Below are 20,541 nucleotides of genomic sequence, written 5' to 3'. Positions count from 1 at the left end.
TGCGGTTGACTTGCCCGCAGCCGGCGGCCCGCCGTCGACCGGCCTGAAATACCGCTCGGCGGGCGTGGGTTGAGGGAACATCGACCGGTACGCGAACCGGCGTCCGCCCCGCCGGTCGCCCCATGTGCCAGGCATCAGGACTCAGGTATCAGGAAGGCAGTCATGTCAGCGGAACTCTCCGAAGACCTCAAGCACCTCCTCGACGAGCCGATCTTCGTCAACATCGCCACCATCCAGCCCGACGGCAGCCCGCAGGTGTCGCCGGTCTGGGTGAAGCGCGACGGGAACGACGTGCTCATCTCGACGACGGTGGGCCGCCGCAAGGAGCAGAACCTGCGCCGCGACCCCCGGGTGACGGTTGTCGCACAGCCCTTCAACGCCCCGTACACGTACGCGGAGATCCGCGGCACCGCGGACCTCACCACCGAGGGCGGCCAGGAGCTGATCAACGAGCTGTCGCTCAAGTACACCGGCAAGCCGTACGCCGAGTTCAACCCGGCCTCCGCCGACGACGCCGAGCGTGTGGTCGTCCGTATCACCCCGCGCAAGGTCGTCGGCCGTATCTGAGCACGTCGGCCGCGGCTGAGCCGGCCGCGTCTGAGCCGGTCGAGGTCATAATTGTCACGCTTCGGTGTCCCCGTGGCCCAAAGGGTCGCGGGGCACTACCCCAAGCGCACTACCCTTGTCGCGTGACTATTCGGCTGTACGACACCGGCGCCCGGCAGATCCGTGACTTCACCCCGCTCACGCCGGGCTGCGTCTCGATCTACCTGTGTGGCGCCACCGTGCAGGCCGCCCCGCACATCGGGCACATCAGGTCGGGACTGAACTTCGACATCATGCGCCGCTGGTTCGAGTACCGCGGCTACGACGTGACGTTCATCCGCAACGTCACGGACATCGACGACAAGATCATCGCCAAGTCCGCCGCCCAGGGCCGGCCGTGGTGGGCGATCGGCTACGAGAACGAGCGCGCCTTCAACGCGGGCTACGACGTTCTCGGCTGCCTGCCCCCCACCTACGAACCGCGCGCCACCGGCCACATCACCGAGATGATCGAGATGATGCGCGGCCTGATCGAGCGCGGTCACGCGTACGAGGCCGACGGCAACGTCTACTTCGACGTCCGCTCCTTCCCCGGCTATCTGGAGCTGTCCAACCAGGACCTGGACGATCTGCGCCAGCCCTCCGGCGAGGGCGAGACCGGCAAGCGCGACCAGCGGGATTTCGCCATGTGGAAGGCCGCCAAGCCCGGCGAGCCCTCCTGGGAGACGCCCTGGGGGCGCGGCCGGCCCGGCTGGCACCTGGAGTGCTCGGCGATGGCCCACAAGTACCTGGGCACCGTCTTCGACATCCACGGCGGCGGCATCGACCTGATCTTCCCGCACCACGAGAACGAGATCGCGCAGGCCAAGGCGTATGGCGACGAGTTCGCCAAGTACTGGGTGCACAACGCCTGGGTCACCATGAGCGGCGAGAAGATGTCCAAGTCGCTCGGCAACTCGGTGCTGGTCTCCGAGATGGTCAAGCACTGGCGTCCGATCGTGCTGCGCTACTACCTCGGCACCCCGCACTACCGCTCGATGATCGAGTACAGCGAGGAGGCCCTGCGCGAGGCGGAGTCCGCCTTCGCGCGCATCGAGGGCTTCGTCCAGCGGGTCACCGAAAAAGCCGGGAAGGCCGTCGCCGCGGCTCATGAGGTGCCGCCCGCCTTCGCCGAGGCCATGGACGACGACCTGGGTGTCCCGCAGGCGCTGGCGATCGTCCACACCACCGTCCGGCAGGGCAACTCCGCGCTGGCCGCCGACGACAAGGAAGCGGCTGTCGCCCGGCTCGCCGAGGTACGGGCCATGCTCGGCGTCCTCGGTCTGGACCCGCTCGATCCGCACTGGGCCGGCGAGGCGGACCGCGGCGAAACTGGGTCCATTAAAAGCGTGCACGGCGTCGTGGACACGCTCGTACGGCTCGTACTGGAGCAGCGCGAGGCGGCGCGCGGCCGCAAGGACTGGGCCTCCGCCGACGCGATCCGGGACCAGCTCCAGCAGACCGGACTCGTCATCGAGGACGGTCCTTCGGGCCCGCGCTGGACGCTCGGACCGCGCTGACCTGGGCATATGTGCCGCCCGGGGGCTTCGAGGGCGTCCGGGCGGCACACTTGCGTACGCTGACACATAAAACTTGACGCATCCCCACGTCTGAAGAACATCTGACGCACTTAGGCAACGAAACAGGTAGGTCATGGCCGGGAACAGCCAGCGCAGGAACCGCCGCACGTCCAACAAGAAGGGCGCGCAGGTCGGCAGCGGTGGCAAGCGACGCCGCGGGCTTGAGGGCAGGGGCCCGACGCCGCCCGCGTCCGCGCGCAAGGGCCATGTCCAGAACCGCGCCGCCAACGCCAAGGCCAAGCAGACCGCCCGCCGCCAGGTGGCACGTCGCGGCGGCAAGGGCACCAGCGAGATGGTCGTCGGCCGCAACCCGGTCTTCGAGGCGCTGCGCGACGGCGTGCCCGCGTCGATGCTCTACGTACAGCAGTTCATCGACAACGACGAGCGTGTCCGCGAGGCGCTCCAGCTCGCGGCCGACCGCGGCGGCATCCACCTGATGGAGGCCCCCAAGCCCGAGCTGGACCGGATGACGAACGGCCTGAACCACCAGGGTCTCGTCCTCCAGGTCCCGCCGTACGAGTACGCCCACCCCGACGACCTCGCCGCCGCGGCCTTCGACGACGGCGAGGACCCGCTGATCGTCGCGCTCGACGGGGTCACCGACCCGCGCAACCTCGGCGCGGTCGTCCGCTCCGTCTCCGCCTTCGGCGGACACGGCGTCGTCGTACCGGAGCGGCGCGCCGCCGGGATGACGGCCGGTGCCTGGAAGTCCTCGGCCGGTACGGCGGCCCGTACGCCGGTCGCCCGCTGCACCAACCTGACCCGCACGCTGGAGGCGTACCAGAAGGCGGGCCTGACCGTCGTCGGCCTCGCGGCGGACGGCGAGGCGGAGGTCGGTGACCTCGAAGCCCTCGGCGGTCCCGTCGTGATCGTCGTCGGCAGCGAGGGCAAGGGGCTGTCCCGGCTGGTCGGCGAGACCTGCGACTTCCGGGTCCGGATCCCGATGCCGGGCGGCGCCGAGTCGCTGAACGCCGGGGTCGCCGCGGGAGTGGTGCTGTACGAGGCGTCGCGCCGCCGGTCCTGAGGCCTCCTGGGGGCCCTTGAACGGGGCGGCTTGGTGATCTTGACGGGTCTCGGACATTTCCCGCGCGTCAAGGCAGTGTCCTAAACACAAGTCACTCGGTTAGATGAGTGTGGACACCAGAACGCCCCGGCCCGGGTTCGACGATCAGCCCCCGCTGAGCATGCTCAAAGTGGACTGCGACCCCGCGCAGGTCATCGTGAACCACGCCAGCTTCCGGGTGAAGCTCGCAACGCCCCAGCGCCCCGGCGCCGCGCGCGCCGCGGACACCGCGCGTATCCCCGCCATGAGCGGCGGGGGCGGCGGGGGCGGTGGGGGAGCGCGCCGCAGGGCGCCCGTCGTGTGGAGCGGAAAGTCCGCTCCGGGGGACCCCGGAGCCAGCGGACTCCTCCAGGCCGTACGGAACTCCTCCGCCCTGCCTGCGCGCGGCGCGTACCGCGAGACGCCCGGCCTGCCAGAAGTACCCGGAAGGGGGTACGACAGCGGCGCCACCCAGGTCATCCCGCGGATCGATATCGAAGGCGAGACGACAGTTCCGACGCCCGTCGTCGGCGGCTCGCGCGCGACCGTACCGGCTCCGGCCGGTGCCCCCCGTACCGCCGCCACGCCACTGCTGCCGCCCATGCGGCAGGCGGTCGGCGCGTACGACACGGCCTACGACACCGACTCGCGCTACCACTCCCGCTATGACTCGGGCTACGACTCCGCGTACGACGCGCCCGACGAGGAGCCGTACGAACTCGGCCTCGACCCCGACGAGCGCTCCCTGCGGCACGGCGCGGAGGGCGCGCGCGCCGCCGACGCGGGCGTGCGGCACGCGTACTACCCCGGCCGCCGGATGAACCTCGGCGTGGTGCTGCTCCCGCTCCGCGTCTTCCTCGGCTTCATCTCGATCTACGCCGGCATGGGCAAGCTCTGCGACCCCGTCTACTTCGACGGCGGCGAGCGCGGCTCGATGGTGAAGTGGCTCAATTCCCTGCACCCCTGGGCCCTCGCGGAGCCGCTGCGCGACTTCGCGCTCTCCCACCCCGTCGGCGCGGGCCTCAGCGTCGCCTTCCTCCAGATCGTGGTCGGCGTACTGACGGTCCTCGGTCTCTGGCAGCGGGTCGCCGCCTCTGTGGGGGCGCTGCTCTCGGCGGCGCTGCTGCTCACCGTCAGCTGGCGGACCGTCCCGGCGTACGACGCGCCCGACATCATCTACCTCGCCGCCTGGTCCCCGCTGATCATCGCGGGCGCCCCGGTCTACTCCGTGGACGGGCGGCTCGCGGGCGAGGCATGGCGCAGGCTCGGGCCGCGCTCGGAGATCTGGGAGCTGCGGCGCAGGGTGCTGCGCCGGGGCGCGGTCGTGGCGACGGTCGTCATCGGTCTCACGCTGCTGGTCGGCTCGGTCCTGGGCGGCGCCGTACGGTCCTCCGAGATGGTGACCGTGCCGGGACCCAATGTGGACCCGGTCAACCAGCTGCCGGGCGTCCCGCTGCCGCAGAAGCGCGGCGGAGGGGCCGGCAGCGCGTCCGGCACGCCCGACAGCGGGGGCGCCAAGGGCGGCACATCATCCGAACCGTCCGCGACCCGCTCGGGCAGCCCCACGGCCCCGCAGACCGCGCCCGGCGGTGACGGGCAGGTCCGCGAGAGCGGCGGCGCCACGACGGGTACGGGACGGACGCAGCAGCCCAGCCAGACGCAGGGCACGGTCCAGCGGCCCCCGCAGACGGCGGAGCAGGCCCCGCCGCCGTCCAGCAGCCAGGGACCGTCCTCGACGGGCGGTACGGGCGACGGCAGCGGCGGAGGCAGCGGAAGCGGCAGCAGCGGCAGCGGCAGCGGCGACGGGGGATCCGGGACCGGAGGCTCGTCGTCGGGCGGCGGCAACCGCAACCCGATCGGCGGCCTGCTCGGCTGACGCCGTACGGAGACGCCGGAGGGGCGGCCCCCACCTGGGCGGGGCCGCCCCTCTGTCGTGCCCCCCGTCGTGCCCCCCGTCGTGCCCCCCGTCGTGCCCCCCGTCGTGCCTCAGAGGCGGGTCTCAGACGCTGTCAGACCCCCGCAGGGCTCCCGGGACGCCCCGGGCCGCCGGAAGCGAGCTCCTTGGCCGCCTCGGTGAGGTCCTTGGCGGTGTCGATGGCCCGCCAGTACGCCCCGTTCGGCAGCGGAAAGCCCGCCAGCCGGCGCTGCCGCGCCAGCCGGGGGAAGGTGGTCCGCTCGTGGTCGCCGCGGTCGGGCAGCAACTCGACGAAGCCCGAGGAGAACACGTACACCCCCGCGTTGATCAGATACGGCGACGGGGGCGACTCGATGAAGTCGAGGACATGCCCGAACTCGTCCGTCTCGACGGCTCCCCACGGGATGCGCGGCCGGGCGAGGGCGAGCGTCGCGGTCGCGTCGCGCTCGGAGTGGAACGCGGCCATGTCGCGCAGCGAGAAACGTGTCCAGATGTCGCCATTGGTGGCGTACCAGGGCTGATCGGGGGCGGGCAGACGCGCGGCGGCGTACTTGAGGCCGCCGCCGCGCCCCAGCGGCTCGGGCTCCACCACGGTGGTGACACGCAGCGGAAGATCCGCCGAGTCCAGCCATTCCTGGAGGACTTCGGCGAGATGGCCGCACGAGATGACGGCATCGGTCACGCCCTCGGCGGCGAGCCAGGAAAGCTGATGGCCGATGATCGGGGTCCCTGTTCCGGGGATCTCGACCATCGGCTTGGGCCGGTCATCGGTGTACGGGCGCAGCCGCGACCCCTGGCCGCCCGCGAGAACCACGGCCTGCGTCGGATACGTATGCATGCCGTGAACGATAGGCGGGCCGGGCAGGGAGCCGGCGGTCAGCTCCCCGCGGTCTGCTGGGAGACGCCGAACGCGAACGACGTGTCGCACACGGGACGCGAGAAGGACTGCGCGCGCGTGGGGCCGTAGGAGGCCACGGCGGCGCGGCCGAGGGCCCGCGCGATCGACATGCAGTGCTTGGCGAGCGACGGGCGCTCCTCGACCTGCCGCTGAAGGTGCGTCAGGGCGATGCCCGGATCCTTCTCCTGAAGCTCCACGAGGAGCTGGTCGCGCAGAATATCCTGGGGCGTACGGGACTTGGCCCGGACCGAGGCGGTGTCCGAAGAGGCGGTCAGGACCTGCGACTCGGTGTTGCTGGCCGCCCACGGAACACGGGCGACCGCGAGGGTCCCGGAGAGCACCAGGACGACGGGCAGTACGAGAGCGAGAGTTCGGCCGATACGGCGGGCTGTGTGGGTCACGCAGGCGAGCGTAGCGGTCAGTGATGATTTGGCGACATTTAGTCACTCGTGCGAGGGATGGTTCGACCGGACTTTTCGAATCGGGTGTTGACGTGACCTGTCCGAAATGGCCTGTCTGCCGGGGTATTTGTCGACACACGCGTACGGCCCCGCACCGGAGTGCGGGGCCGTGCGGACGAATTCGGGCGGGAGGCCCCTGCGGGCGCGTCAGCCGCCCGGCCTGTCTGCCCCGGTCAGTCGGTCAGCCGCTCACCGGTCGAGGTCGAGAAGACGTGCGTCTCACCGGCGCGCGGGACGACGTGCAGCTTGGCGCCCTTGTCCGGTACGGCGCGGCCGTTGACGCGGACCACGAGGTCCTTCTTCTCGCTGCCGAGGTCGGCGGTGCCGTAGACGTAACCGTCGGCACCCAGCTCCTCGACGACGTTGACGGTCACGGCCAGACCGGCCGGAGCGTCCTTGGACAGCGCGCCACCGGCGCCGCTCTCCTCCGCGAGGTCGAAGTGCTCGGGACGGACACCGACCGTGACGGTCTTGTCACCCTTGTCCGCGGCGGCGGCGAGCGCGTCACGGGAGACCGGTACGACGCTGTTGCCGAACTTCACACCACCGTCGGTGATCGGCACCTCGACCAGGTTCATGGCCGGGGAGCCGATGAAGCCGGCGACGAAGAGGTTGTTGGGGCGGTCGTACATGTTGCGCGGCGAGTCGACCTGCTGGAGCAGACCGTCCTTGAGAACCGCCACCCGGTCGCCCATGGTCATGGCCTCGACCTGGTCGTGGGTCACGTACACGGTCGTGATGCCGAGGCGGCGCTGGAGCGACGCGATCTGCGTACGGGTCGAGACACGGAGCTTGGCGTCGAGGTTCGACAGCGGCTCGTCCATGAGGAACACCTGCGGCTCACGCACGATGGCGCGCCCCATCGCGACACGCTGCCGCTGGCCACCGGAGAGCGCCTTCGGCTTGCGGTCGAGGTACTCGCTGAGGTCGAGGATCTTCGCGGCCTCTTCGACCTTCTTGCGGATCTCCGCCTTGTTCACACCGGCGATCTTGAGCGCGAAGCCCATGTTGTCGGCGACGGACATGTGCGGGTACAGCGCGTAGTTCTGGAACACCATGGCGATGTCCCGGTCCTTCGGCGGCAGATGCGTGACATCGCGGTCACCGATCCGGATGGCGCCGCCGTTGACGTCCTCAAGACCCGCGAGCATGCGCAGGGAGGTCGACTTGCCGCAGCCGGACGGACCGACGAGGACGAGGAACTCGCCATCCTCGATCTCGATCTCCAGCTGGTCGACAGCGGGCTTGGTGGAACCCGGGTATACGCGGGTTGCCTTGTCGAACGAGACAGTTGCCATGGCGATGTGTCCCCTCACCGGCAGGAACGTGCCGGACGATCCGAGTAAAGGAGTGGGTCCTCCGCCGGGGGGCGAAGGATGGGTCTAGTCCACCTGGGTGAACTTGAGGTGACGGTACCTGTCCATTACTGATCTGTCAGTAGTCCTGCCCGAACGAAATTCCTGGGCGGGGTGGTGATCGAAGCCGGTTACACTGCTCGGGCACGCCTCCTTAGCTCAGTTGGCCAGAGCAACGCACTTGTAATGCGTAGGTCGTCGGTTCGAATCCGACAGGGGGCTCCGGCGAAGGCCAGGTCAGGGGGGTTTTGCTCCTCGGCCTGGCCTTCCTTTGCCGGCTCGACCGACCGCGGGAAGGTGCGGTCATGGTGGCGTTGGTGTCCCACCCGTAGACCAGGACGCCCGTTTTGTGAAAGTGAACAGCCACGTACCGCTCTTGACGGCGCATGGTCAGGATCCAGCCGCCGGGAGCACACTCCGCCCTCCCGAAAGAGTGGGCGTGATCATCCGGCATTCGCTTCACGATCTCGAAAACGGTCACGAGACCTCGCGCGCTCCTTACGAATGTCGCTTCATCACTTTTAGTCGTCATGGCGTTACGGAATGTCGTGTGGGGCGGTTACGAAGCGTGGAACACCGGGACTTGGAGAGAGGGAGCGGTCGTCGTGTGGATGCGTCGTACGGCCTATCCCCTGCTGCTTCTGGCGACGGTCGTCGTGGCTGCAGTGGCTCTGCACCACGGCCTCGATCCCGGATTGGCGACCTTCGGCTTCCAGTTCGGGGTCATCGCCTATCTGCTGATCCTGGAGCGGGTGATCCCCTATGACCGCGCCTGGCACCCTGACCGCCGTGAATGGGGCTGGTACGGCGTCTATTTCCTGCTGACCGCCCTCGGCGCCATCACCGCGCAACTACTGGTGGCGGCACTCGTCGCCGTCGTGTCCCCGGCCGAGCCGGCGCTGCCCCTGGCGGCGGAGATCCCGCTGGCGCTGCTGGTGGGCTCGCTGGCCAGCTATCTGGTGCACCGGTGGTGCCATACCAACCCCTGGCTGTGGCGGCTGCACGGCGTCCACCACGTGCCGGAGAAGGTCAACGTCGCCAACAACGGCGTCAACCACGTCCTGGACGTCCTGCTGTCGCAGGGCGGGGTGCAGTTGTCGCTGAGCCTGCTCGGATTTTCACGGGAAAGCGTCTTCGTGATCGGCCTCTTCGTCGTCACCCAGGGCTATTTCACCCACGCGAACATCGACGTGCGCATCGGCAGGCTCAACTACGTGTTCGCCGGCCCGGAACAGCATCGTCTGCATCACAGCACGAATCTCTCAGAGGCCGGCCACTTCGGCTCCGATCTGACTGTCTGGGACCGAGTGTTCCGCAGCTACACCTGGTATCCAGGCCGAAAACCGGTCGCAGTGGGTTTGCATGACCCCGCTTCCTTCCCGAGCACCGAGGCCGTCTTCGCCAGCCATCTCCAGGCATGGAGAAGTCCCACCACCTAACGACGCACCACCTCCCACGCCCTGCCCGCCTGGCAGTGGTCGGCCTTCGCCACGGTCAGGCCATAGCGCTGCCCGTTTACGCATACCGCCACGTCACGACAACTCAAGGATTCGGCCATGTCGGCCCCACGCAACGTCGTCTCCCGCGACAAGATCGCGATTATCGGAATCGGCTGCCGGCTGCCCGGTGGCGCCTCTGACTACCGGACGTTCTGGCAGAACCTGCTCGACGGCAGGGACTGCATCACGATGACGCCGGGGGACCGGTACGACATCACGACCCTCGGGAGCCGGGACAAGACCAAGCCCGGCCGGCTGGTCGGCGGACGCGGTGGCTACATCGACGGCTTTGACGAGTTCGACCCGGCTTTCTTCGGCATCAGCCCTCGCGAGGCCGCGCACATGGACCCGCAGCAGCGCAAGGTGCTGGAGGTGGCTTGGGAGGCGCTGGAGGACGGCGGGCAGAAGCCGGCCGAGCTGGCGGGGCACGACGTCGGTGTCTTCGTCGGCGCGTTCACGCTCGACTACAAGATCCTGCAATTCGCCGACCTGGGGTTCGAGACGCTGGCCGCCCACACCGCGACCGGAACGATGATGACGATGGTGTCGAACCGCGTCTCCTACTGCTTCGACTTCCGCGGCCCCAGTGTCTCCCTCGATACGGCGTGCAGCTCCTCGCTGGTGGCGGTTGACCTGGCCTGCCAGAGCCTGAACCGTGGCGAGACGAGCCTCGCCCTCGCCGGGGGCACGCTGCTGCACATGGCGCCCCAGTACACCATCGCGGAGACCAAGGGCGGCTTCCTCTCGCCGGACGGCCGCTCCCGCGCCTTTGACGCATCGGCAGACGGTTACGTTCGTGCCGAAGGCGTCGGCTTGGTCGCGCTCAAACGCCTGGACGACGCCCTGCGCGACGGCGATCCGATCCATGCGGTGATCATCGGCAGCGGCGTCAATCAGGACGGCCGCACGGGCGGCATCACCGTGCCGAACGCCGACGCCCAAGTCGCCCTGATCGAGCGGGTCTGCGCCGGCGCGGGCATCGAGCCCGGCAGCCTGCAGTACGTCGAGGCCCACGGCACTTCGACCCCGGTCGGCGATCCGATCGAGGCAGCCGCGTTGGGGCGGGCGTTGTCGATCGGGAGGAAACCCGGCGCTGCCTGCTACGTCGGCTCCGTCAAGACCAACATCGGGCACACGGAATCAGCAGCCGGTATCGCCGGGTTGATCAAGACCGCTCTCTGCCTGAAGCACCGCAAGATCCCGCCCCACATCAACCTCGACCGGCTCAATCCCGCGATCGACCTCGACGCGCTGCCCTACGAGATCCCGACCCGGGCGGTCGACTGGCCGGAGCACGACGGGCCCGCGCGCGCCGGAGTCAACTCCTTCGGCTTCGGCGGTACCAACGCGCACGTTCTGCTCGAAGCCGCGCCGACGCGCTATGGCGCCGCGCAGGGCGCGGAGGCGGCAGTGCGGGACGCGGACTCCGCCGTACCCGGATATTCGATCCTTCCGCTGACCACGCGCGACCCGGCGCTCCTGCCGGAAGTCGCCGCGGGCATCCGCGAGGAGCTGTCCGCACGTGCTCGTGGTCGGGCCGTGTCGCTGATCGACATCGGCTACACCCTGGCACGCCGTCGGCAGCACCTCGAATCGCGGTTGTCGATCGTCTACGACTCGCGTGCGTCGCTGCAAGAGGCCCTCGACGCTTATCTGCGTGGCGAAACGCATCCTCATGTCGTGCTCGGCCAGCGGCGCGAGGACCGGCAGCGGCGGCTGGTCTGGGTCTTCACCGGCATGGGGCCGCAGTGGTGGGGAATGGGGCGGCAGTTGTTCGCGACCGAGCCGGTCTTCCGCGCGGCGGTCGAGCGCTGCGACCGCGAGATCCAAGAACTCGCCGGCTGGTCGCTGGTGGAGGAGCTGTTCGCCGACGAAGTGAAATCGCAGATGAGCGAGACCTGGCTGGCGCAGCCGGCCAACTTCGCTGTCCAGGTCGGTCTCGCGGCCTTGTGGCGCAGCCGCGGCGTCCGTCCGGACGCCATCGTCGGCCACAGCACCGGCGAGGCCGCGGCGTTCTATGAGGCGGGCGTGTACACCCTGCGGCAGGCGGTCACGGTCGTCGTCCACCGCAGCCGCCTCCAGCAGAAGCTCGTGGACACCGGCTCGATGCTGGCCGTGAGCCTCTCGGAGGACGAAGCCCAGCGGCGCGTGCGGCCGTATGCCGACCGTGTGTCGGTGGCCGCCGTCAACAGCCCGACGGCGATCACCCTCGCTGGAGACGAGGAGGCGCTCGCGGAGCTCGCCGATCAATTCCAGGCGGAAGAGGTCTTCGCCAAATTCCTCGCTGTGCGGGTGCCTTACCACAGCCCCCGGATGGACCCGATCAAGGACGAGTTGCTGTCCTCACTCGCCGGGCTGAAGCCCAGCGCCGCACAGGTGCCGCTTTATCTGACCGGAGGCCGGGAGGCGGCGGCCCGCGGGCCGGCCGACGGCTCCGAGCTGAACGCGGACTACTGGTGGAGCAACGTGCGCGACAGCGTTCGCTTCCACGACGCCGTCGACCGCCTCGTCGACGACGGCCACCGCCTCTTCCTGGAGATCGGCCCACACCCCGTTCTGGGGCATTCGATTGATGAATGCCTGACCGCCAAAGGCGCCGAGGGACGCAGTATCCCCTCGATCCGTCGCCAGGAGGACGAGCGACTTCAGTTCGTCCTCTCCCTCGCGGCTCTTCACAACGTCGGTGTCGATATCGCCTGGGAGGTGCTGCACCCGCGGGGCAGGCCGGTGACGCTGCCTCGTTATCCCTGGAAGCGGGACCGGTACTGGACGGAGCCGAAGTCCGTCGAGCAGATCCGGCTCGGTCGACGCGAGCACCCGCTGCTGGGCCGTCGTCTGGCCACGGCGGAACCGGCCTGGGAGGCCAAGCTGGACGTCGAGGCTCTGCCCTATCTGCGCGATCACCGCATCCAGGGCAGCGCGTTGTTCCCGGCGGCGGGCTATGTCGAGATGGCGGCACAGGCGGTGCGCGCGATGACCGGCGGCGAGGCCGTGTTCGCCGACATCGAGCTGCGCAAGGCGCTCTTCCTGTCGGCGGGAGCAGACGGTGAAAACGCTGTCGACGGGGCTGGCGGCGACACCACGACCGTGCAGCTCTCCTTCTCCGCGGTCAACGCCGCGTTCACCGTCGCCACGGTGCCGACCGGTGATGTCCGGGAGCCGGCCGTGCACGCGCGCGGCATCGTCCGTTCCGGGCAGCACGCTCCCGGCATGGACCGGCTCGATGCCGACCCGGTGCGCGCGCGCAGCCTGCGCCACCTCGACGGCGCTGACTGCTATGCCGCCCTGGCGGCGCTCGGCTACCACTACGGCCCCGCGTTCCAGGGCATCGAAGAAGTGTGGATCGGCCCCGACGAGGCGCTGGCCCGGATCCGTCCGACGGAGCCGATCGAAGCGGACGCTGCCCACCATCACATGCACCCGGTCCTGCTCGACGCCTGCTTCCAGACGTTGTTGACCCCGCAGCTCCTGCAAGCGGAAGACACGACAGGGAGCGTGGGGGGCATTCGGCTGCCGCTGTCGATCGACGAGGTGCGGATGGCCGCCGTCGGCGACCGTCCACTGTGGGCGCACGCCACCGTCACCCGCCAGAGGGACGGTGAAGTCACGGGCGACATCGCCGTATACGGAGACGACGGCGCATCCCTCGGCCGTGTCAGCGGATTCCGGGCCGCCGATGTCGAGAAGGCCTCCGCCACCGTCAGCCTGAGCACCGTGGACTCCTGGCTGGCGGACGTCTCCTGGATCGACACGCCGTACCCGACAGAGACCGCCGCGCCGAGCGCGACGGCCGTGCCCCACTGCCTGGTCCTCGCCGACGCCCAAGGTGTGGCCGACGAGCTCGCGGCACTGATCGCCACCCGCGGCGGAGACTGCCATCTGGTGCGCCCAGGGACCGCCTACCGCATCGCCGACGACCTGCGGGAGTCGACGGTCCGACCGGGCTCGGCCGCCGACCTGGACCGCCTCTTCGCCGAACTGCGCGCCGACGGCGCCCGCCCGTACGACCACGTCGTGCACTTGTGGAACCTTGATCTGCCCGCGGTCGACGCGGTGTCGACCGCCGACGAACTGCGCGAGCTTTCCGGCGTCGGGGGCTACGCCCTGATCGCTCTGGCCCAGACGCTGCGATCCGCGCTGCCGGGCGTCAGACTGCACATCGTCACCCGGGGCAGCCAGGCCGTCGCGACCAGAGATCCGGTCGAGCCGCTGTCAGCTCCGGCCTGGGGTATCGGGCGTGTGCTGTGGCAGCAGGAGCTCACCGCCCACCGCGGGAAACTGATCGATCTCGATCCCGCCACCGGCCGTGACGGCGCCGCCCGCACGGCAGAAGCCCAGGCGCTGCTGCGGGAGGTGATGGCTGCCCACGGCGCGGCTGACGACGAGGACGAGATCGCGCTGCGCGGCGGCCGTCGCTACACCAGCCGGCTCATGCCGGCCGCCGGCCTTACCCGTCCGCTGCCGCTGCGGCTGCGCGCTGACGGAGCCTATCTGGTGACCGGCGCCTTCGGGGCGCTCGGCCGGCTGCTCTGCCGCGCCCTCGTCGCTTGGGGCGCACGGCGTCTGATTCTCGTCGGCAGGACCCGGCTGCCCGACCGAGGGCGGTGGCGCGAGGTCGCTGCCGATTCGGCTGCCGGCCGGGCCATCCGATTCGTCAAGGAGCTGGAGACACTCGGCGCCCAGCCCATGTTGGCGCCCCTCGACATCTGCGACGAGGCGAGCCTGACAGCCTGGCTGGCGGAGTACCGGCGGCTCGAATCGCCGCGGATCCGTGGCGTCTTCCATCTGGCCGGCCAGGTCCGTGACACTCTCCTGCCCGAGATGGACGGGGAGGCGTTCGAGGCCGTCCACGACCCCAAGGTTCTCGGCGCGTACCTCCTTCACCGGCACCTCAGTGACGAACCACTCGACCATTTCGTGCTCTTCTCGTCGATCGCCTCCTTGCTGACGACCGCCGGGCAGACCAACTACGCCGCGGGGAACGCGTTCCTGGACGCGCTGGCGCACCATCGCCGCGCCCGCGGCCTGCCCGGCCTCAGCCTCGACTGGGGCCCCTGGGCGACCGGCATGATCGAGGAACTCGGGCTCATCGAGCACTACCGCGGCAGCCGCGGCATGAGCTCGCTGTCGCCCGAGGCAGGGATGGCCGTGCTGGAACGCGTCATCGGACAGGATCGCGCGCAACTGCTCGTCGCCACCGTCGTCGACTGGCCGGTCTTCCTCGCCTGGTACGTATCCCCGCCACCGCTGGTGCGCGAGCTGGCCGCCGCCGTGGGCGGTCCGACCGCCTCGGCGGTGGAACAGAGCAGCTTCCTCGACTCGTTCCGCGACGCGGGCGACGCGCCCCGTCGAGCCTTGCTGACCGAGCGCTTCTCGGCGGTGGTCGCAAGCGTGCTGCGGGTGGGGGCCGAGCAGATCGACCTCGACTCCGCCCTGGGCGCGCTCGGCCTGGACTCGCTTCTCGCGATGGAGCTGCGCTCCCGCGTCTACGCCGATCTGGGCCTCGCCCTGCCCGTCGTCACGCTGCTCAGTGGTGCCTCGGTCACCGAACTGATCGACCAGCTGTACGAGGGACTGGCGGAGCTGGTGACGGCCGACGGAGGCGAATCCGCCGCCGGCGCTGCGGTCGAGCTGTTCCACGACGAGGGACGGCACCCGCTGACCCAGAACCAGAAGGCGCTGTGGTTCCTCAAGCAGCTCAACCCCGACGGTTTCGCCTACAACATCGGCGGAGCGGTCGAGGTGCGCGTGGAGCTCGACCCCGAGCTGATGTTCGATGCCTTCCGCGTTTTGATCGAGCGCCACCCGAGCCTCCGCGCCAACTTCACCCACGAGGGCGGGCAGCCGGTGCAGAAGGTCGCTCCCGCCGCCGACGCCGCTCTGCGGCAGGATGTCGCCCACTTCGACGTCCAGGGCGTGGAGTGGGATGTCGTCCACTCGATGATCGTGCGCGAATACCGCAAGCCGTACGATCTTGAGCGCGATCCGCTGGTCCGGCTGCGGCTCTTCCAGCGCGCCCCCGACCGCTGGGTGCTGATGAAGGCCGTCCACCACATCGTCTCCGACGCGATCTCGACCTTCACCTTCATCAAGGAGCTGCTCGCGGTCTACGAGGCGCTGCGCCAGGGCCGCGCCGCCCAGCTGCCGCCCGTCCCCGCGCGCTACCTCGACTTCCTCAACTGGCAGAACCAGTTCCTCGCCGGGCCCGAGGCGCGCAGAATGCTCGACTACTGGAAGGCCCATCTGCCGGCCGATGTCCCGGTGTTGGACCTGCCCACCGACAAGCCCCGCCCAGCTGTCCAGACGCACAACGGCGCGTCCGAGTTCTTCGTGCTCGACACCGAGCTCAGCGCCCGCGTCCACGATGTGGCCCGCGAGCACAACGTGACCGTCTTCATGGTGCTGCTCAGCGCCTACTACGTCCTGCTCCACCGCTACTCCGGGCAGGACGACATCGTCGTCGGCAGCCCGGTGATGGGCCGCACCCAGGAGGAGTTCGCCTCCGTCTACGGCTACTTCGTCAACCCGCTGCCGCTTCACGTGAACCTGGGCGACGAGCCGTCGGTGGAGCAGCTCCTCGCCCGCGTCCGCGACGCCGTGCTCGGCGGCCTGGACAACCAGGAGTACCCGTTCGTGCTGCTCGTGGAGGAGCTGGGCCTCCAGCACGACCCGAGCCGGTCCGCGGTCTTTCAGGCCATGTTCATCCTGCTCACCCACAAGGTGGCCACCGAGAACCACGGATACCGTCTGGAGTACATCGAGCTGCCCGAGGAGGAGGGCCAGTTCGACCTCACGCTGTCGGTGTACGAGGACGAGGCGGACCAGCGATTCCACTGCGTCTTCAAGTACAACACCGACCTCTTCCTCCCTGAGACGATGCGGCGGTTGTCCGCGCACTACGTCTCCCTCCTCGACGCCCTGACGCGCGTGCCCGCCACCTCCCCGGCCGACCGACTGGAGCTGCTGGGCGCCCGGGAACGCCGGCGGATTCTCGGCGACTGGAGCGGCGCCGCACGCCAGGTCGTTGATCCCGACGTGCCGGTGCACGAGCTGATCAGCAGAGTCGCCTCCGCGCATCCCGAGGCGACCGCCGTCCGCGTCCCCACCGAGCACGGTGCGACTCGGCGCATGACCTACGCCGAGCTCGAACACCGAAGCCGCACCCGCGCGCGGCGGTTTCGGGAGCTGGGCGTCCGCGACGGTTCGGTGGTCGCCGTCTGCATGGAGAAGTCGACCGAGCTGATCGTCACGCTGCTCGCGGTCCTCAGGGCGGGCGGCGCGTATCTGCCGCTCGATCCCGACAACCCGGCCGACCGGCTGGCATACATGGTCGCCCACGCCGAGGCCGCGCACGTCGTCGTCGACGGCCCCGGCCGCGAGCGCTTCGCCGCGCACCCGGGCGTGCTCACCCTGGCGGAGCTGTCCGACACGGCGACTGAACCGCCCGAGGCGACCGAGCCGAGGGTTGACATGGACGGCCCGGCCTATGTCATCTACACCTCAGGGTCCACCGGCCGTCCCAAGGCTGTGCGGGTCAGCCATCGCAACATCGCGTCCGCCAACCTTGCCTGGCGTGCGGAGTACCGCCTCGACACCGATGTCCGCGTCCATCTGCAGCTGGCGAGCCCGTCGTTCGACGTCTTCACCGGCGACCTGGTCCGTGCCCTGTGCTCGGGCGGGACCCTGGTGCTGATCGGCCGCGAGCTGCTGTTCAACACGGCTCGGCTGTACGAGACGATGCGCGCCGAACGCGTCGACTGCGCCGAGTTCGTGCCCTCCGTCGTCCGCGGCCTGATGGCCCACTGTGAGCGCGGCGATGCCCGCCTCGACTTCATGCGCCTGCTGGTCGTCGGCTCGGACACCTGGAAGGTCGAGGAGTACGACCGGCTGCGCGTCCTCTGCGGCCCGGACACCCGTCTGGTCAACTCCTACGGCCTCACCGAGGCCACCATCGACAGCACCTACTTCGAAGGTCCGACCGACGATCTGGAACCGGGCCGCATGGTGCCGATCGGACGACCGTTCCCCGGCACCGAGGTATACATCCTCGACCAGTACGGCGAACCGGTACCGCCGGGCGTCTCGGGCGAGCTGTGGATCGGCGGCACCGGGGTCACCACTGGTTACCTCTCCGAACCCGAGCACACCGCCGAGCGCTTCATCAGCCGCACCCTCGGTGGTGACGGCGGCGCAGCACCCGTACGCCTCTACCGGACCGGAGACCTGGCCCGCTGGGACGCCGTCGGCCGGGTCCAGCTTCTCGGCCGCGCCGACTCCCAGGTCAAGGTGAGTGGCCATCGGGTGGAGGTCGGTGAGATCGAAGCGCAGCTGGCCCAATGGCCCGACCTCGCCCAGGCGGTCGTCGTCGCCCGGCCGGACGGTCGCGGCAACAAAACGCTCTGCGCGTACGGCGTCGCAGGACCACGTGCGACGCTCGACTGGCGAGAGCTACGTCGATTCCTCGGCGAGCACCTGCCGACGTATCTCATTCCCGCCTCCTTCACCGAACTGCGGGAACTGCCTCTCACTCCCAGCGGCAAGGTCGACGTCGCCGCACTGCCCGAGCCGCGATTCGCGGCCGGCCAGGAAGCATACGAGCCTCCGGTGACGATCTACGAGACGCGGATGGCCGACCACTGGGCGACCTTGCTCGGTGTGGAAGAGGTCAGTCTCCAGCACGACTTCTTCGAGATCGGCGGCAGCTCGATCAAGCTGATCGAGCTGATCCACGGACTGCAGAGCGAGTTCAACATCAGCATCCCGGTCAGCCAGCTCTTCAAGGTCACGACGCTGCACGGGATGGCGAGGACGGTCGAGCACATCATCACCGGCCGCCTGCCGGGCTCTCAGCCGTACCTCCGCTTCAACCGCGGGGCGGGACCAACGGTCTTCTGCTTCCCGCCCGCAGGCGGACACGGCCTGATCTACCGGCGGTTCGCCGAGCACCTGCCGGAGTGCGAGCTCGTGGCGTTCAACTACGTCGCCGGGGACGACAAGGTCGCCCGCTATGCCGACCTGATCGGCTCGCTCCGGCCCGAGGGGGCCTGCGCGCTGCTCGGCTACTCCCTCGGCGGCAACCTCGCCTTCGAGGTCGCCAAGGAACTCGAACGGCGCGGGCGGGAGGTGAGCGATGTCGTCATCGTCGACTCCTACCGCAACCAGGCCTCCTACACCCCGGGCGCCGAGCACCTTGAGGCCTTCGGGCGGGAGCTCCGTGAGCACCTGCACAAGCACACCGGGTCCGACACCGTCGCTCAGGAGACCCTCGACCAGGCCAAGGACTACCTCGACTTCTGCGGCCGCACCCCCAACCTCGGGACGGTGGACGCACTTGTTGCCGTTATCTCCGACGAACAGAAGGCCGCCTTCTACGCCGCGGGCGAGAGCGGGAGCTGGCACGGTGCCTCGACCACCCGTAACGAGGTGCTCCGCGGCGCCGGCGTCCACGCCGACATGCTCGACCCAGGACGTATCGAGCACAACGCCCAGCTGGTGCGCGGTGTCCTGACGCGCTCCCCCGCGATGGAAGGAGCCCCACATGGGGCGTAGTGCCAGGGCGCAGTGGAGTGCCCGAGAACGCCTCTCCGGGTCCGCACCGCGCGTCATCATCGTCGGAGCAGGTCTCGGCGGGCTGTCCACCGGCTGTTACGGCCAGATGAGCGGCATGGAAACCCGCATCTTCGAGAAACACGTCCTGCCCGGGGGCTGCTGCACATCGTGGTCTCGCGACGGCTACATCTTCGACTACTGCATCGAATGGCTGACCGGCACCGCCCCCGGCAACAACGCCAACCAGATCTGGCGCGAGCTGGGCGCCCTCAACGGAAAGACCGTCCAGAACTTCGACATGTTCAACACGGTCGCCGGCGAAGACGGCCGCTCGGTGGCCTTCTACAACGATCCCGACCGACTGGAGCGGCACCTGCTGCGTCTCTCACCGGTGGACGCGCCGGTGATCCGCTCGTTCTGCCGTGATCTCCGGCGGTTCGCCGACGTCAATCTTGAGCCGTCCCTGAAGCCCGCGCCCTTGCAGACGGCGGAAGAGAGGACGGCGGCCCTGCGGAAGACGCTGCCTGTGCAGGAACTGCTCCAGCGCACCGTCGGGACCTCCATGGCATCCTTCGCCGCACGCTTCCAGGACCCGCTGCTGCGCCGCGCGCTGCCGTTCATCTTCTACCAGGACCACGACTTCCCGCTGTTGCCCTTTCTCTTGCACATGGCAGGGGCCCGCCGGTCCAACGCCGGGTTCCCGCAAGGCGGGTCGCTGGGTCTGGCCCGCTCGATCGAGGAGCGCTACACCGCCCTCGGCGGCCGGATCGACTATCGCGCCCGGGTGGAACGGATCCTGATCGAGGACGACCGCGCTGTCGGCGTGGAGCTACGCAACGGCGAGCGGCATTACGCCGACCACATCGTGTCGGCCTGCGACGGCGCCGCGACCATGGAGCGCTTGCTGGACGGCCGCTACTCCAGCCCCAAGGTCAAGGAGCTCTTCAAGCTGGTGCTGGACACGTCTGAGGTGGTCCACCCGGGCGTGGTGTCGGTGTTCGTCGGCTACAAGGGGGACGTCGAGCCGGACGTCCCCCACAGCACGACCCATCTCCTCTCCGAGGCCGACAGCGCCCGGCTGCCAGGAGTCATGCAGAACAGCCTGGTGGTGCAGCTGCGCTCCCGCTACTCCGGGGAGGTCGCACCGGCCGGCAAGTCGGTGATCTACTGCAACTACTTCAGCGACTACGCCTCCTGGAAGACGCTGCGCCGCACCGACCGCAGGAAGTACTGGGAGCGCAAACGAGAGGTCGGGGAGTTCGTCCGGGAATTCCTTGAGCGGTGCCATCCGGGGATCGCCGACCGCATCGAGGTCGTTGACGTCGCCACCCCCGTGACCACCGAGCGCTACACGGGCAATCTGCACGGCAGCATCATCGCCTGGAAGTCCTTCACCGACGCCGACAGCCTGCTGCAGGGGTTGATCAACGAAGACCGTCTGCGGCTGCCGGGACTCGACGGCTTCTCCCTGGCAGGTCAGTGGTTCACAGGCGGCAGCTTGATTCGTGTGGCCGTCGGCGGTCGATTCGTGACCCAGTACATCTGCGAGGAGTTGGGCCTGGAGTTCAGGGCGTGGGAGAGCACGGACGGCGAGGCGTGGCACCCCGGGAAGCTGGGCCCGCTGCCCCAGCTCGACAAGAGCATGACGTGAGGAGGG

At 69.3% G+C, this 20,541-nt stretch carries 10 protein-coding genes and 1 tRNA gene; 8 read left to right on the top strand and 3 right to left on the bottom strand.

Annotated features, from left to right (window positions below; translation table 11 throughout):
- Nucleotides 1-162: 162 nt before the first annotated feature.
- The 4 genes from IF11_RS0121940 (at nucleotide 163) to IF11_RS0121925 (ending at nucleotide 5,083) form a co-directional block, all read left to right on the top strand.
- Entirely contained in the window at nucleotides 163-567 is a 405-nt protein-coding gene (locus IF11_RS0121940) for a PPOX class F420-dependent oxidoreductase (protein WP_030353384.1), read from the top strand.
- Between the two features lie 122 nt (nucleotides 568-689).
- Entirely contained in the window at nucleotides 690-2,105 is a 1,416-nt protein-coding gene (cysS, locus tag IF11_RS0121935; RefSeq protein WP_030353383.1) for a cysteine--tRNA ligase, read from the top strand.
- Between the two features lie 133 nt (nucleotides 2,106-2,238).
- Complete coding sequence (gene rlmB, locus IF11_RS0121930; protein WP_030353382.1) at nucleotides 2,239-3,189, top strand: 23S rRNA (guanosine(2251)-2'-O)-methyltransferase RlmB; 951 nt, start codon at nucleotides 2,239-2,241, stop codon at nucleotides 3,187-3,189.
- Between the two features lie 103 nt (nucleotides 3,190-3,292).
- Nucleotides 3,293-5,083, top strand: coding sequence for a DoxX family protein (locus IF11_RS0121925; RefSeq protein WP_030353381.1), 1,791 nt, complete (start codon nucleotides 3,293-3,295; stop codon nucleotides 5,081-5,083).
- A gap of 133 nt (nucleotides 5,084-5,216) precedes the next feature.
- On the opposite strand, the gene IF11_RS0121920 is transcribed toward IF11_RS0121925, so the two are convergent.
- The 3 genes from IF11_RS0121920 to IF11_RS0121910 all read right to left on the bottom strand — a co-directional run bounded on the left by IF11_RS0121920 (nucleotide 5,217) and on the right by IF11_RS0121910 (nucleotide 7,779).
- Complete coding sequence (locus IF11_RS0121920; RefSeq protein ID WP_030353380.1) at nucleotides 5,217-5,960, bottom strand: nucleotidyltransferase family protein; 744 nt, start codon at nucleotides 5,958-5,960, stop codon at nucleotides 5,217-5,219.
- Between the two features lie 38 nt (nucleotides 5,961-5,998).
- Nucleotides 5,999-6,421, bottom strand: coding sequence for a hypothetical protein (locus IF11_RS0121915; protein WP_030353379.1), 423 nt, complete (start codon nucleotides 6,419-6,421; stop codon nucleotides 5,999-6,001).
- A gap of 233 nt (nucleotides 6,422-6,654) precedes the next feature.
- Nucleotides 6,655-7,779 carry an ABC transporter ATP-binding protein gene (locus IF11_RS0121910; protein ID WP_030353378.1) on the bottom strand — a complete coding sequence of 375 codons (1,125 nt, stop codon included), beginning with the start codon at nucleotides 7,777-7,779 and terminating at the stop codon, nucleotides 6,655-6,657.
- 205 nt (nucleotides 7,780-7,984) lie between these two features.
- Between IF11_RS0121910 and IF11_RS0121905 the strand changes: the two genes are divergently transcribed.
- The 4 genes from IF11_RS0121905 to IF11_RS0121890 all read left to right on the top strand — a co-directional run bounded on the left by IF11_RS0121905 (nucleotide 7,985) and on the right by IF11_RS0121890 (nucleotide 20,535).
- Nucleotides 7,985-8,058, top strand: a tRNA-Thr gene (locus tag IF11_RS0121905).
- A 389-nt stretch (nucleotides 8,059-8,447) separates the two neighbouring features.
- On the top strand, nucleotides 8,448-9,275 hold the full coding sequence (locus tag IF11_RS0121900; protein WP_030353377.1) for a sterol desaturase family protein: 828 nt from the start codon (nucleotides 8,448-8,450) through the stop codon (nucleotides 9,273-9,275).
- A gap of 117 nt (nucleotides 9,276-9,392) precedes the next feature.
- On the top strand, nucleotides 9,393-18,884 hold the full coding sequence (locus tag IF11_RS36865) for a non-ribosomal peptide synthetase/type I polyketide synthase (protein WP_051746124.1): 9,492 nt from the start codon (nucleotides 9,393-9,395) through the stop codon (nucleotides 18,882-18,884).
- Nucleotides 18,874-20,535 carry a phytoene desaturase family protein gene (locus IF11_RS0121890; protein ID WP_030353375.1) on the top strand — a complete coding sequence of 554 codons (1,662 nt, stop codon included), beginning with the start codon at nucleotides 18,874-18,876 and terminating at the stop codon, nucleotides 20,533-20,535. The genes IF11_RS36865 and IF11_RS0121890 overlap by 11 nt, the downstream gene beginning before the upstream one ends.
- Nucleotides 20,536-20,541: the final 6 nt, after the last annotated feature.

Origin of the sequence: Streptomyces scopuliridis RB72 (genome assembly GCF_000718095.1) — a bacterium.
GTDB lineage: Bacteria > Actinomycetota > Actinomycetes > Streptomycetales > Streptomycetaceae > Streptomyces > Streptomyces scopuliridis.
This window is presented reverse-complemented; position numbering and strand designations above follow the sequence as displayed.